Origin of the sequence: Cetobacterium sp., assembly GCF_051653945.1 — a bacterium.
Lineage (GTDB): Bacteria > Fusobacteriota > Fusobacteriia > Fusobacteriales > Fusobacteriaceae > Cetobacterium_A.
Window position 1 is genome coordinate 21,037 of record NZ_JBOFXD010000052.1, and the last position, 14,377, is coordinate 35,413.

At 28.7% G+C, this 14,377-nt stretch carries 12 protein-coding genes; 5 read left to right on the forward strand and 7 right to left on the reverse strand.

Features of this window, described 5'->3' with window-relative positions; translation table 11 throughout:
• Positions 1-32: 32 nt before the first annotated feature.
• From ACRC8M_RS05330 to ACRC8M_RS05350, 5 genes are all read left to right on the forward strand, one after another.
• A complete protein-coding gene (locus tag ACRC8M_RS05330; protein ID WP_438528205.1) occupies positions 33-509 on the forward strand; it encodes a DUF1456 family protein in 477 nt (158 codons plus the stop codon).
• Between the two features lie 136 nt (positions 510-645).
• Complete coding sequence (gene asrA / locus ACRC8M_RS05335; protein ID WP_438528206.1) at positions 646-1,653, forward strand: anaerobic sulfite reductase subunit AsrA; 1,008 nt, start codon at positions 646-648, stop codon at positions 1,651-1,653.
• Positions 1,646-2,440, forward strand: coding sequence for an anaerobic sulfite reductase subunit AsrB (gene asrB / locus ACRC8M_RS05340; protein ID WP_438528207.1), 795 nt, complete (start codon positions 1,646-1,648; stop codon positions 2,438-2,440). Before asrA ends, asrB begins: the two co-directional genes overlap by 8 nt.
• Before the next feature lie 9 nt (positions 2,441-2,449).
• Positions 2,450-3,442: a sulfite reductase subunit C gene (asrC, locus tag ACRC8M_RS05345; RefSeq protein WP_438528208.1), complete on the forward strand. Its 993-nt coding sequence runs from the start codon at positions 2,450-2,452 to the stop codon at positions 3,440-3,442.
• 23 nt (positions 3,443-3,465) lie between these two features.
• Entirely contained in the window at positions 3,466-4,509 is a 1,044-nt protein-coding gene (locus tag ACRC8M_RS05350; protein WP_438528209.1) for a metallophosphoesterase, read from the forward strand.
• 63 nt (positions 4,510-4,572) lie between these two features.
• Here ACRC8M_RS05350 and recQ read toward each other — a convergent pair whose 3' ends face one another.
• The 7 genes from recQ to ACRC8M_RS05385 form a co-directional block, all read right to left on the reverse strand.
• Entirely contained in the window at positions 4,573-6,399 is a 1,827-nt protein-coding gene (gene recQ, locus ACRC8M_RS05355) for a DNA helicase RecQ (RefSeq protein WP_438528210.1), read from the reverse strand.
• A gap of 114 nt (positions 6,400-6,513) precedes the next feature.
• Positions 6,514-7,290: a formate/nitrite transporter family protein gene (locus ACRC8M_RS05360; RefSeq protein ID WP_438528211.1), complete on the reverse strand. Its 777-nt coding sequence runs from the start codon at positions 7,288-7,290 to the stop codon at positions 6,514-6,516.
• Positions 7,291-7,426: 136 nt separating this feature from the next.
• Positions 7,427-7,792 (reverse strand): hypothetical protein, encoded by a 366-nt coding sequence (locus ACRC8M_RS05365; RefSeq protein WP_438528212.1) that lies wholly within the window; start codon positions 7,790-7,792, stop codon positions 7,427-7,429.
• Between the two features lie 92 nt (positions 7,793-7,884).
• A complete protein-coding gene (locus tag ACRC8M_RS05370; protein WP_438528213.1) occupies positions 7,885-9,360 on the reverse strand; it encodes an ABC transporter substrate-binding protein in 1,476 nt (491 codons plus the stop codon).
• An 11-nt stretch (positions 9,361-9,371) separates the two neighbouring features.
• Positions 9,372-10,145, reverse strand: a complete 774-nt coding sequence (gene murI / locus ACRC8M_RS05375) for a glutamate racemase (protein ID WP_438528214.1) — start codon at positions 10,143-10,145, stop codon at positions 9,372-9,374.
• Positions 10,146-10,164: 19 nt separating this feature from the next.
• Entirely contained in the window at positions 10,165-13,173 is a 3,009-nt protein-coding gene (locus tag ACRC8M_RS05380; RefSeq protein ID WP_438528215.1) for an SbcC/MukB-like Walker B domain-containing protein, read from the reverse strand.
• Positions 13,160-14,335 carry a metallophosphoesterase family protein gene (locus ACRC8M_RS05385; RefSeq protein ID WP_438528216.1) on the reverse strand — a complete coding sequence of 392 codons (1,176 nt, stop codon included), beginning with the start codon at positions 14,333-14,335 and terminating at the stop codon, positions 13,160-13,162. Before ACRC8M_RS05385 ends, ACRC8M_RS05380 begins: the two co-directional genes overlap by 14 nt.
• Positions 14,336-14,377 lie beyond the last annotated feature (42 nt).

A 14,377-nucleotide genomic window follows, 5' to 3' on the forward strand; every position in this document is an offset into this window, starting at 1 on the left:
TACGAGTAAAATTAAAAAATTAGGAGGAACAAATGACAAATAATGACGTTCTAAGAAGAGTTAGATATGCTTTAAGAATAAATGATAAAGCTATGATGGAAATTTTCAAATTAGGAGGAATGAATATCTCTTTAGAAGAGTTAACAGCTCTTTTAAGCAAACCTGAAGAAGAAAACTTTAAAACTTGTAATAATAAAACTTTAGATGTATTTTTAAGTGGACTTATAACTTATAAAAGAGGACCACAAAAAAATGCTCCAGAAAAAACTGAAGAAATACCAAATAATAAAAATATAAATAACTATATTTTAAGAAAGTTAAAGATTGCTTTAGCTTTTAGAAGTGAAGATATGATAGATGCATTTAAGACAGGTGGAATTAATATGTCTGAATCAGAACTAAGTGCAATTTTCAGAAGACCAGACCATAAAAATTACAGAGAAGCTGGAGATAAATATGTTAGAATATTTATTAAGGGAATCACTGAACTTTTCAGAGGGGAAAAATAATAAGATTACAAATTGATCTTAAAAAAATTTATTTTTTGTCAATATAGAAATGTGTGACTAGAGTCACACATTTTTTTCTATATAAAGTAATAGAATGAGATACTAGTATAAAAACAGTTGTATAAGAGGTGAAGATATGAAAAAATTATTAACAAATGATGAATTTAATACAGCATTATTAAATTTATCAAAAGAGTATGATATCTATGCTCCAGTTACACTTCCTTTTAAAGGAACGTTCTCTGATACTGATTTAGTTAAATATGAGAAGATAACTAAATTAGAAGAGATCAATTTAAAAGATAAAAGTTACTATTCAGCTAAAGAGATTCTACTACCTATAAGACAAACAATATTTTACTTTAATGAAAATGAGTTTAAAAAACCAGAAGGAAGAACAAAAAAAGCTTTAGTTTTACTAAGAAGTTGTGACCTTCATGCTATTGAAAGAGTAGACAATATATATTTAAATAACAAATTTGCAGATGAATACTATGCAGATGCAAAAAAAATGGTTAAATTTGCAGTTATTGGCTGCCCAGGAAAAGGATGGGAGAGCTGCTTCTGTGCTTCAATGGGAACAAATACAACAGAGAGTTATGACTTAGGTCTTACATTTAAAGATGGTGCAGTTTATACACACATAAAAGATGAAGAGTTAAACGGGTTCTTTAATGATGGGAAAGAAGAAGATTTTCAAATGGAGTTTGTAACAGAAAATGTTGAAAAAGTTACAGTTCCTGAAAATATAGAGTTAGAAGATATTATAAATGATGAGATGTGGAGAGATTACGATAGATGTATTAAGTGTGGAAGATGTAATTTTGTTTGTCCAACGTGTACTTGCTTTACAACTCAAGATATCTTTAATAGAGATAACTCTAAAACTGGAGAGAGAAGAAGAGTTTGGGCTTCTTGTCATGTAGATGAATTTTCAACTATGGCTGGTGGACATGAGTTTAGACAAAAATCTGGAGATAGAATGAGATTTAAAGTTATGCATAAAATCTCTGACTATAAAAAAAGATTTGGAACACATATGTGTATTGGATGTGGAAGATGTGATGATGCCTGTCCAGAGTATATCTCTTATATAAACTGTATAAATAAACTATCGAAAAAGTTAGGTGATAATAATGAGTAATATATATATGCCTGAAAGAGGAGAGATACTATCAATAGTTCAAGAGAGCCCTATTGAGTGGTTATTTAAAGTTAAAACGACAATAAAACCAGCTCCAGGACAATTTATACAACTATCTATTCCTATGGTTGGAGAAGCACCAATATCTGTTGCTAATTACAATCATGATGAGGAATGGATTGAGTTTCTAATAAGAAAAGTTGGAAAAGTAACGGATGCAATATTTAATCTTCAACCAGGAGATTCAATATTTTTAAGAGGGGCTTATGGAAACTGTTTCCCAATGGATACATACTCTGGAAAAAGAGTGATTGTAGTTGCTGGTGGAAGTGGAACTGCTCCAGTAAGACCATTAATAAAGCATTTTATAGATGATGAGAATACAGATATTGAGCTAATTTTTGGATTTAAAGATCAAGAATCTATCCTATTTAAAAAAGAGATAGATGAATGGAGAAAAAAAGCTCCAATGATTTTAACTGTGGATAAAGGTTGTGGAATTGATGGAGAGTGTGTAGGACTTGTAACTGAGTATATTCCTCATTTAAAAATGTATGAAAATTTTGATAGTTTAGAAGTTGTTATAGTAGGGCCTCCTATGATGATGAAATACTCTGCATTAGAGTTTTTAAAGTTAGGAATTCCAGAGGACAAAATTTGGGTTTCTTTTGAAAGAAATATGTCTTGTGCTGTAGGAAAGTGTGGACATTGCAAAATTGATGAAACATATGTTTGTTTAGAAGGACCTATATTTAATTATGTAAAAGCTAAAACGCTTTTAGATTAGGAGGAAACTATGGCTTTAGAGTTAAGTAGAAAAAGTTTTACAAAAAATGCGTATAGAATAACAAAAGATAGAAAAAAAACAGCTTTAAGAGTTAGAGTTCCTGGTGGAGAGATAACGGCAGAACTGCTTTTAAAAGTTTCTGAAATAGCTTCAAAATATGGAAATGGAAAAGTTCATATAACAACTCGTCAAGGATTTGAAATTAAAGGTATTGATATTACAAGAATTGACGAAGTAAATAAAGAGATTCAAGTTTTAATTGATGGTTTTGATATTAATCAACCAAATGGAGAGGGGAATGGATATCCAGCAGCTGGAACAAGAAATATAACAGCTTGTATTGGAAATAGTGTTTGTCCTAAAGCTCAATACAATACAACAAACTTCGCTAAAAAAATAGAGAAAGAAGTTTTCCCTAATGATTTCCATTTTAAAATTGCTTTAACAGGGTGTCCCAATGATTGTATCAAAGCAAGAATGCATGACTTTGGTATAATTGGAATGACTATGCCTTTATACGAAAAAGAGAGATGTGTTTCATGTGGAGCATGTGTAAAAAAATGTAAAGGATTATCAACAGGTGCTTTAAGAGCGGAAAACTATACAGTTATAAGAGAACACAGTAAATGTATAGGGTGTGGAGAGTGCGTTTTAAACTGTCCAACATCATCTTGGGTTAGAGATGAGAAAAAGTATTACAGACTTGCTATTATGGGTAGAACAGGAAAGAAGAACCCAAGACTTGCTGAAGATTGGATTTTATGGGCTGATGAAGAGAGCATAATAAAAATTATTAAAAATACATACAGATATGTAGATATATACATCAATAGAGCACTTCCAAAAGAACATATTGGGTATATTGTTGATAGAACAGGATTCAATGAGTTTAAAAAGTTTGCATTGGAAGGTGTTAATTTAGAGGAAGTAGCAATTGAAAGAAATATGGTTAACTGGAATGGAATTATCTATTCTGGTGCTGAAAATGATATTGGTAAATAATTATGATTTTACAGAGAGTGCTGATGTTAATACTTCCTATATTAGGAGTGTCATATATTTTTTATAAAATATATGGAAGTTTGTGGTATTTTCTTTTTATACCAGTTTTTACTTTTTTACCGTTTGTTCTCTTTTATTTTTACCGAAATAAAAGAAGTATATCTTTAGAAATTTTTCTAGGACATTATCTATTTTATCTTAACTACATAATACTTGGAGCTTTAATTCTTTTATCAATTGCACTTGTTTTTAAGATGTTTTCAATTGATATTTTAAAAGAGGTTAGCTATAGAAAGACGAGTTTTCATATTTTTATGATTTTTAGTTTAGGTATTCTATCAATTTTAGGATATAAAAATTTTAAGAATATTGCTGTAGAAAATTATGAAACACCAAAAGAGATAATTAGAAATGAAAAAAACTTAAAATTTGCTTTTATAAGTGATGTTCATCTAAATGGAAAGTTTGACGGAAGTAAATTAAAAGTAGCTTTTGAAAAAATGAAAAATGAAGATGTTGAATTAGTTCTTATAGGCGGAGATTTTTTAGATAATTCATATAAGAGTGTAACAGATGATATTAAAAGTATAATTGATGAAACAAACTTTAAACATGGAATTTATTTAGTTTTAGGAAATCATGAATACTATGGTGGAATAGACGGAAATATTGAATATATAAAAAATCTTGGAATAAATATTTTAAGAGATGAAATAGTGGGGATTGAAGGAATAACAATTGTAGGAAGAGATGACAGATACAATAAAAAGAGAAAATCTTTAGATGATCTTTTAAAAAATATCGATAAAAAAAGTTCTGTTATAGTTGTTGATCACAATCCACAATCTTTAAAAGAGTTAGGAAATGAAAAAGTAGATTTATATTTATCAGGTCATACACATAAAGGACAGCTATTTCCTTTTAATTTAGTTGTAGATTATATGTATGAAAACTCTGGTGGATATAGGAAAATAGGAGATACACATACATATGTAAGTTCAGGATTGGGAACTTGGATGATTCCCTATAGAATTGGAAGTAGTAGTCAAATAATGATTTTTAAATAAAACTGATTAAAGAGATAACTTTATTGTGCAATAGAGTTATCTCTTTGTATATTGTTTGAAAATTTATTTTTTTATATAGTTATTTACAATGGAAAGGATATCATTGCCGTATTTTTCAAATTTAGCTTCTCCAATTCCGTTTATTTTTAGAAGTTCATCTTTTTCTTTAGGCTTGTAATTGCAAATATCAATTATAGTTTTATCAGAAAAAATTATGTAAGATGGAACACGGTTATCATGAGCAGTTTTACTTCTATATTCTGATAGAAGATTAAATAGTTGTTCTCCACCAGGAATAAGAGGCAAAGAAGTTTTTTTATCGTTAGGTTTTTCTTTTTTCATAACAGAATCATTATCACTATTTAAAACCTTCATAGATAAAGTTTCTTTAGATTTTATAAAAGTATAAGCACTTTCTTTTAATTTTAAAAGTGGGTATTTTCCCTCAGTACTTTCAATAAAATCACTTCCTATAAGGTAATCCATAATTGTTTTAATATAGGTAGAGGATTTATCTTTTAAGCATCCATATGTAGATTGTTCATTTAAACGATTTTCTCTAATTCTTGCATTGTTAGAACCTTTTAGAATATCTAAAATTAACTTTGCACCATATTTACTATTCAATCTTCCAACACATGAAATAATTTTTTGAGCTTCAATAGTTATATCAACAAGTTCACCTTTATTTTCACAGTTCCCACACATTCCACAATTTTCAGGCAAAGGGTTATTTTCAAAATAGTTTACAATATATTCAATAAGACAACCGTTAGTTCTAGTGTAATTTTCCATAGCAGAAAGTTTACTATATCTAATTTTAGCTATTTCTGGAGATAAATTTTCATTTTCAATAAATAGTTTTTGAATAATAATATCTTTGGGATTGTAGAGTAGAATACAACTTGAAATAAGTCCATCTCTTCCCGCTCTACCAGCTTCTTGATAATAACTTTCAATATCTTTTGGCAGATTATTATGAATAACCCATCTTACATTGGATTTATCAATACCCATTCCAAAGGCATTAGTTGCGACAATTATTTTACATCTATCTAAAAGAAAGTCCTCTTGATTTCTCATTCTCTCGTTATCAGAAAGACCAGCGTGATATTTAGCAATAGTTCTTCCTTTTGAAAGATAGTCGTAAATTTGTTCACACTCTTTTCTTGTAGAAGTATATACTATTCCACTTTCATCAGGGTGTTCTTCAATAAATTTTTGTATAAATTTAAAATTATCTACATTTTTAAAAACAGAAAACTTTAGGTTATCTCTCTTAAATCCATTTTTAAATATAGTTGCTTTAATATTTAAACTTTCTAAAATATCTTCAGTGACCTCGGGAGTAGCCGTAGCGGTAAAAGCCGAGATTACTGGGCTACTATCTATATCTTGAATAAAATTTTTAATATCTTTATAGCTAACTCTAAAATCATGTCCCCATTGAGATATACAGTGTGCTTCATCAACGGCGATTTGTGATACATCAATATTTTTTATAACTGATAAAAATCTTGTATTTTCTAATCTTTCAGGTGCAATATAAAGTATTTTGTATTTATTAAAAAGAAGAGCATTATAAATAATTTCACACTGTGAATTTGAAAGACTACTATTTATAAATACAGATGGGATACCATTTTCATTTAAGGCATCAACTTGATCTTTCATAAGTGATATTAACGGAGATATAACAATAGTAACTCCTTCAAAAATTAAGGCTGGTATTTGAAAACATATAGATTTTCCACCACCTGTTGGCATAATAGCTAGAGTATCTTTTCCTTGTAAAATATTTTTAATGATGTCGTGTTGTCCTTTCCTAAACTCATCATATCCAAAGTATTTTTTTAGAATTAAATTTTCTTTCGCTTGGAATTTATTCATATATCCTCCTGGGATTTTATTTGTTACAATATTATTATATTATATCATTAAAAATAAAAAAGGTATCTATTTTATTTTTGACAAAATAGATACCTTTTAATTTATATTTTGAAATTAATCTTTTTTAGATACGTAATAGTATGCTGCTCCTAATCCAACTCCTCCAAGCATATTTCCTAAAGTTACTGGAATTAAGTTAACAATCATTCCCATAAAGAATTGTGGCTCTTTAAACATTAGTGCTGAGAAAAGAGTCATGTTTGCAATACTATGCTCTAAACCAATAGTTATGAAAGCAAATAGACACCACCAAATCATGATTAGTTTACCTGATTCAGATGTCATTTTTATAGAACACCAAACAGCTAAACAAACAAGGATATTACAAAGTACTCCTCTATAAAATAGATCCCAGAAAGGTGCTGTAGCTTTCAGTGTAGCTATAGTTCCCATAAATTTACCAACACTTTCAGCTCCAGGAACAAAGTGAACGGTTAAATTTGTTAGAGAGAATAAATATCCACATAAAATTGATCCAGCTAAGTTTCCAAAATAACATACAACCCAAAGTTTAATAGTATCAGCCCAAGTCGTTTTTTTAGATAGTGTAGATATTGTCATAACAAAGTTATTTCCAGTAAAAAGCTCACTACCACACATAATAACTAAACTTAGTGCTACCCCAAAGCAAGCTCCCATAAGTGTTCTAGCACCTAAAGGTCCAATAACTGGTGCTGCTAATCCACCAATAGAGAAAATTAATAAAATTCCTAATCCAACAAAAAATCCAGCAAAAGTTGATAATACAAAGTATTTTCCAAAACTATTTTTTAAAAAATTAGATTTACTAACCCCTGCATTTGCAACTTTTTCAACTGCTTCAAAAAACATAAACTCCTCCTCAATAAAATGATATACTAGCATTTTATATTAAAAATAAAAAAACATAGTGTGATTTAAATCACACTATGTTAAATTGTGTAAAAAAAGATTTTTTGTGGATTATATTTTAATCCAACTCTATCTATTAAAAGAAAACATTACAATGTCTTAAGTCTACATTCCATAGAAGTTTGATATTTCTCTTTGTACACTGGCAACCATGAATTGCATCAAAAATAGTTTCCAAGTTATAATGTCTAATTATATAAGATTCTACACAGACATCTAGAGTTGTTTTTCTATCTCTTAAATTGCAAGGATATACTATAACAATCTCCTCTTTAAGCTTATTAAGTGTTTTTAAAGTATCCAAGGTAATATCGTTGATATTATTAAATCTATGTAAAACATTATTCTCTCTATCTAGAATAAGTCCCTCTCCAATATGGAATAGATTTTCCTTAACAATGTTTCTGTAAGAGTTAGTTAATTTTTCATAAGCTATAATCATGGTATCAACCCCTTCTATTATCTTAATTACTATATTTATTACCTCATAGATACCATAAAGTCAAATGCTTTCCTTTAATTTGAATCATTATTCTAATAAATAGTTCCTAAGGAATAATCATGTATTGGGATTGGGTACATCTCAAAGCCTTGTACTTTTTTATTAAGTGCACCATTTAAATCTCTATAAAATAGCATTACCTCACTATTATTATTTACAATAATCTCTTGAATCTGTTGATAGATTATTTCTCTTTTATTTTTATCTAAAGTACTTCTAGCTTCTTCTAAAAGTTTATCTACTTTTTCATCGCTAAAAAATGTACGATTTCCTGAAGCCCCAAAAGCACTTGAGTGATGAGTTGGATAAAGAGCATAGTCAGAATCGCCTGTAACACTTCCCCAAGATCCTATAAACATATCGAACTCTCCGCTGTTCGTTTTAACCCAATAAATACTAGGTTCTAAAACAGTTATTTGAACACCAACTCCAATATCATTTAAATATCCAGCAATAATTTCAGCAGTTTGAATATCTATATTATTACTCATTGTAGCTAAAGTAAGAGTTTTATCTTTTAAAGGTGCTAGAAGTTTTGAAGCTTCATTTTTATCATATCCTAAATTTTTTAAATTTGGATTGTGACCTTTTACTCCTTCAGCAACAGGAGAGTTAGCAATTTTTCCCTCTCCATTTAAAACTACTTCTAAGATAGCTTCTTTATCAATAGCTAAACTTATACCTTTTCTTATATTAGAATCTTTAAAAATATCTTTTTTTAAATTTAAACCCATATATGTATATGAGTATGATGGCTTAGAAATAAATTTTAAATTTTTATTACTGTTAATAATTTTTTCATCTTGAGGCGGTAGGGAAAAGGCTATATCAGCTTCTCCTGTTTCAAGTGCTATAGTTCTATTTGTTGCTAGAGGTATCGTTTTTATATTTATTTTTTCATAAGTTGGCTTAGTATCAAAATAGTTTTCGAATCTTTCAAGTATTAATCCCTCTCCAGGTGACCAACTTTCTAAAATGTATTTACCACTTCCCATAGGTTGTTCCAGTAAAACGTCTGGATTTCTTGTTAGATAATTTTTACTCACAATGCTTAACGCAGGATGGGTAAGTTGGTCTATGATAGCTGAGAATGGTTTTTCTAAAATCATTTGGAAATTATACTTGTCTTTTATAATAATCTCTTTAATAGGAGGTAGCACCCCTGCAATTCTAGGAGATTTTCTCATTCTTTCAAAAGAAAACTTAACATCTTCAGAAGTTAAGTTTTCTCCGTTTTGAAAAAAAACATTGTCTTTTAAAGTGAAATCAATGGTTTTATTATCTATAAACTTATAGCTTTTGGCTACACCTAAAACAGTTTCCATATTTGAGTTTTTTTCTAAAAGCCTTGAATACAACAAACGATTTATTCTTAAAGAAAATCCATCGTTTCCAAAGTGAGGATCGAATGTTCTGGGATCTCCCTCTTGGACTATATTAATTGTTGCTGAAAAGAGAGCAACACTCATTGAAAAAATAAGAAATAAAAACAAACGAATTCTTTTCATAAAATCCTCTCCTATAAGATAATTTTTTCAACCTCATCGATGGTAGTTCCTAAAAACTCTTGAGCAACTTCTTTGAATTTTTGAGGATCACCACTAACAAAAAATTTTGTAAATATTTTTTTAGTAGATGTTCCCTCTCCTATAATTGATTTTAAAGATTTTGCAGTTTCTTTAGCAGGATCTACAATATTTCCAATAAAATATTTTTTTATATATATTTCAATTAATGGATAATGGGTGCATCCTAAGATGAGAGTGTCAACGTCTTGAGGCAGATTACTCAAATAATTTTTTATTAACTGGTTGCTCTCTTCGTTATCAATCCATCCTTTTTCAATCATTCCAACAAAAAGTGGACATTTAACTTGATAGATATTTAAATTTTTATCGATTCTATTAAACTCTTTTAAGTAGATATCCATTTTAATTGTGGCAGGAGTAGCAATAACTCCTATATTTTTATTTTTAGTTACTCTTATTCCCTCTTTAACACCATTATCTACCACTCCAACGATAGGAACCTGATATCTTTCTTTCATTATGTGCATAGCAGCTCCAGTAGCTGTATTACAAGCTATAACAATGGCATCAACTTTTTTTTCATAAACTAAGAAGTCTGAGACTTTTAGACAGAGCGCACGAATCTCTTCAATCTCTCTATCTCCATAAGGAGCATGTAAACTATCTCCAAAATAGATGATATTATCATAGGGAAACTCTTTTATAACCTCTTTTAATACTGAAACTCCCCCTACTCCAGAATCAAATACTCCAATTGTTCTCATTAAAACCTCACATTCATTTTTATATTAATTTTATTATACTACCTGACTCTCCAGGAACTGCTGGAGTAACTTCTAATCTTCTTGGAATTCTAATTTTTAAATCTTCAACGTGACTTATAATTCCTATTTTCATTTTTTCTTTCCACCCAATCTCTTCTAGAATCTCAATAACCCTATCAAGTAGAGTAGCATCTAAAGTTCCAAACCCTTCATCTAAAAAGAAAAATTCGAGCTGTATTTTACCTTTTAACTGCAATTGGCTAGATAAAGCTAATGCTAATACAAGAGATACAATAAAAGTTTCTCCTCCTGAAAGAGTTGAACACTCTCTAATAAAGTTACTATTAAAGGCATCTACAATATTAAAATCACAGTTATTATCTACCGTTAAAATATATCTTCCTCTTGTAATTTTTTGTAGTCTTTTAGATGCTTCGTAGGCGATATAATCTAATTTTTTTCTAGCTAGAAACTTAACAAATTTTCTTCCTTCAAATTTTTTCTGAAGAGTGATGATATCATCTTGTTTTAAAGTAAGTTTATCTATTTTTTCTAAAAGTTCTTTAGATTCTAAAGCTAATTGTTCAAGTCGGCTTAAATGACCTCTATGCTCTGTAATCTCTTTAAAAAGATTTTGTTCTTGAGTTGTTAGTGTTTCGAGAGTTTCTTCTAACTCGTTCCATCTATCTGTATTGAAAACTCTATTATCAATAGATTTTGTTACCTCATCTTTTAAACTTTGATATTTTATACTATTCATTTCATGTAATGATATTTTATCCTTTAATATTTTTATTTTATTATCCTCTAAGATATGGTCTAATATATCTTCAATAGATGAAAATTCATTTTTAGTAGCTTCTATTTTTAACCACTCTTTTTTATCACTATAACTATCCTTTAAATGATTATTCTTTTCTTCTAAACTAATTACTTCAAGAGAAAGAGTTTGAATAGCATTAAAGTCTTTAAAGATAATGTCACGTACTTTTCTAAGAGAGATATCTAAACTCTCCTTTTTGTTAGAAACCTCACGATACTCTCTATCCATATTTTCTAATAGAGTTTTTCTACTGCTAATAAAATCTAAAGAATCACTCTCAAGTTTAAGTAGAGATATATTTTCTCTCTCCTCTAAAATTTCCTTTTCATATATAGCTGATTTTTCTTTAATCTTATTTAAGTCACTGTCTTTTTGAGTTATATTAGATGAATAGTTTTTTATATTTGATTTTAAAGTGGAGATTTTATTATTCAACTCTTTTTCATTTTCTAAAATCTCCTTCTCTTTAACTTTTAAAGCATTTATATTATTTTCTTTAATTTGAAGCTCACTTTTTAAACTATCTATATTGTCCAGTTCATTTAATTCACTTAATTTTTCAAGATGATAATTAAGTTTTGTATCTATCTCTACTATAGTTCGTTCTAACTGCTCTTTTGTTTTAGACACTTCATCTAAAATAGAGGTATCTATACTTTGAATCTCTTTAGCTGGGTTTGGGTGGTCCTTTGATCCACAAACGGGGCAAGACTCTCCATGAATAAGATTTTTAGATATTTCGAAAGCTTTACTTTCAAAATATTGTTTATTAATATTTTCTATTTTTTTTAAATAACTTTCTAGTTCTATTACTGTTGAGTCTTTCAAAGCGGTTTCTTTTTTAATCTCAATTTCTAATTTGTTTTTCTCTTTTAATTTTTCCTCTAATAATTTAATATCAGTGTTTAATTTTTTTATTTCATTTTCAAGAGAAATCAATTTATCTTTATCTATTTTTCCAAGGTTTTGAAGATTGTTATTTTCATTTTCTAGTGATAGATTATCAGTTTTCAATTTTTCATATAGAGATTTTAAATCTAAAGAGATTGAGCTAGACTCTTTTAAAGTTTCTTCTAAAAGTTTTTCTTTAAACTTTAATGATCTAATATATTGATCCCCTTTACGTAGATTTTCAAGTTCAATATAATCTACTTTTAGATTATTTAATTCTAAGATTAACTTATCTAGTTCAATCTGTTTTTCTTTCTCTTGGTCCTTAAGATTCTCAAGAGCAGAGTTCAGATTCTCCAAAGTATTTTTTGATTTTAAAAGATTAGTTTGGTTATTTAAAATACTTTCTTTAAGATTTGTTATTTCATCAATAGTACCTTTAAAAGATTGTGCAACTTCATGCTTACTTAAAATATTTTTACATAGATTAATATCCTCTTTGTCTAAATCTAATCTTTGAAGTTCATATATATATGACTCTAGTTTTTCAAATAAAACTTTAAGTTCTTTTAATTCATTATATTCGTGAGATAGTTCTTTTTTGCTCGACAAAAGATTATTGTACTCTTCCTCTTTAGTTGACAAAGTGGTTTTAAGATTATTTATTGTTTCTAAGGAACAATCTCCCTTTCCTTTAATTTGATTTTCTAAAGAGGTAATATCCTCTTTAAGTTTATTATTTCTAACTTTTATTTTTTCAGACATTTTAGTTCCGTATCGCTCTAAATCGAAGATGTTTTCTAACATAGTCATTTTGTCAGCACCTTTTAATTTTAGAAACTCACTGAACTTACCCTGAGGTAGAACAACTGATCTTGTAAAATCATTTACATTTATACCAAAGAACTCGTTTATTTTACTCTCTACATTTTTAACTGTATCAGCTACAACATCTCCATTTAAAATTAAAATTGGATTACTTTGTTCAAATTTTTCTTCCCCTTTTCTAGAAAACTTTTTCTTATAACATCTAGTTATTTCAAAGATATCCTTCCCAAGTGCAAATTTAAAATAAACCTCTAAAATATCACTGTCTTGGTTTAAACATGGCCTTATATTTTTTCCTTTATTTCCCATAGTTCTTGGTATTTCATCAAATATTGCAAAAATAAGGGCGTCTAATATTGTAGATTTTCCACTTCCTGTTTCACCGAAAATACCAAAAAGCCCAAGGGTTGTTAGGGCATCAAAGTCAACTATTTGCTTTTTAGAAAAACTTTGCAATCCAGTTATCTCTAATCTAATTGGTCTCATTGTGTTCTCCCTCCTCTAAAATTTCTAAGAAAAGTTTCGTTATATTATCATTTGGAGGTAATCCCATTGTTTCCTCTTTATAAAACTCTATAAAAGCCTCTTCAAGAGTTTGTTCGTTATAGTTCGTAACTTCAATTTCTTTTGATTTTATATTCACAATAGGAACTATTTCTAAAATGTTTTTGTTAGATTTAATCTTTCTAATTACAGAATTTGTTAGAGGTTCTTCTAACTCCACATTTAAATAGATCCACTCATTCTTATCAATAAGTTCTAGAGATTTATTAATAGCCTCGTCTGCTCCAACTACATTATATTCTCTAATAGGCTTATAATTTTCTAAAGGAATCTCCTTTACGGTAGTTGAATTTTTTAATATATTAACTACAAAAACCTTTTTATCAAATCTATTCTCAGTTACTCTATACTCGATAGGCGAACCACAATAGTAAGCTTTTTTACTTGCAAAACACATTGGTTTATGAACATGTCCTAAAGCTATGTAATCAACATCAGGTAAATCACTGGTAGCAATTGCACGTGAACCACCAAGCTCTAAAGCGACCTCTCCCTCTCCCATAGATCCAGCTACATAGATATGGGTCATTACTACACTAGGTATATTTTCATTGTTGTAGCTAACTCCCTCTTCTAAAATCTCTTTAATTCTAGTATTGAATTTGATACTATCAAATGTTTCATTTAAAGTGGCTTCACTTGGAAAAGGAAGATTGTATATATATATTTTTTTGTTATTTTTTTCTATAAAAATCCCACCTGGGACAGATTTGTAAATGTTTAGAGTGCCGTATTTTCCTATATTAATCTCTTGAAATGCTCTGTCGTAGATTATAACTCCGTAGTCTTTAGCTAAATGAGATACAGCTGTCAATCTTTGAGGATTATCGTGGTTTCCAGGAATTATTATGATTCCTACTTCCCCGTTTAAAGATAACTGTTTTATACTATCAAAAAATAGTTTTTCAGCTTCAGCTGATGGATTATAAGTGTCGTATATATCTCCAGCTAAAAGAATTAAGTCGATACTTTCCTCTTTTATAACTTTTTCTAGAGCATTAATAAATAGTTTTTGTTCTAATATTCTTGATTGTCCTTCAAGCTTTTTGCCTAAATGCCAATCAGAAGTGTGAAGTACTCTCATAAAAGCCCCTCCTAAATTATTTCTTCTTTAATACAGTGTATC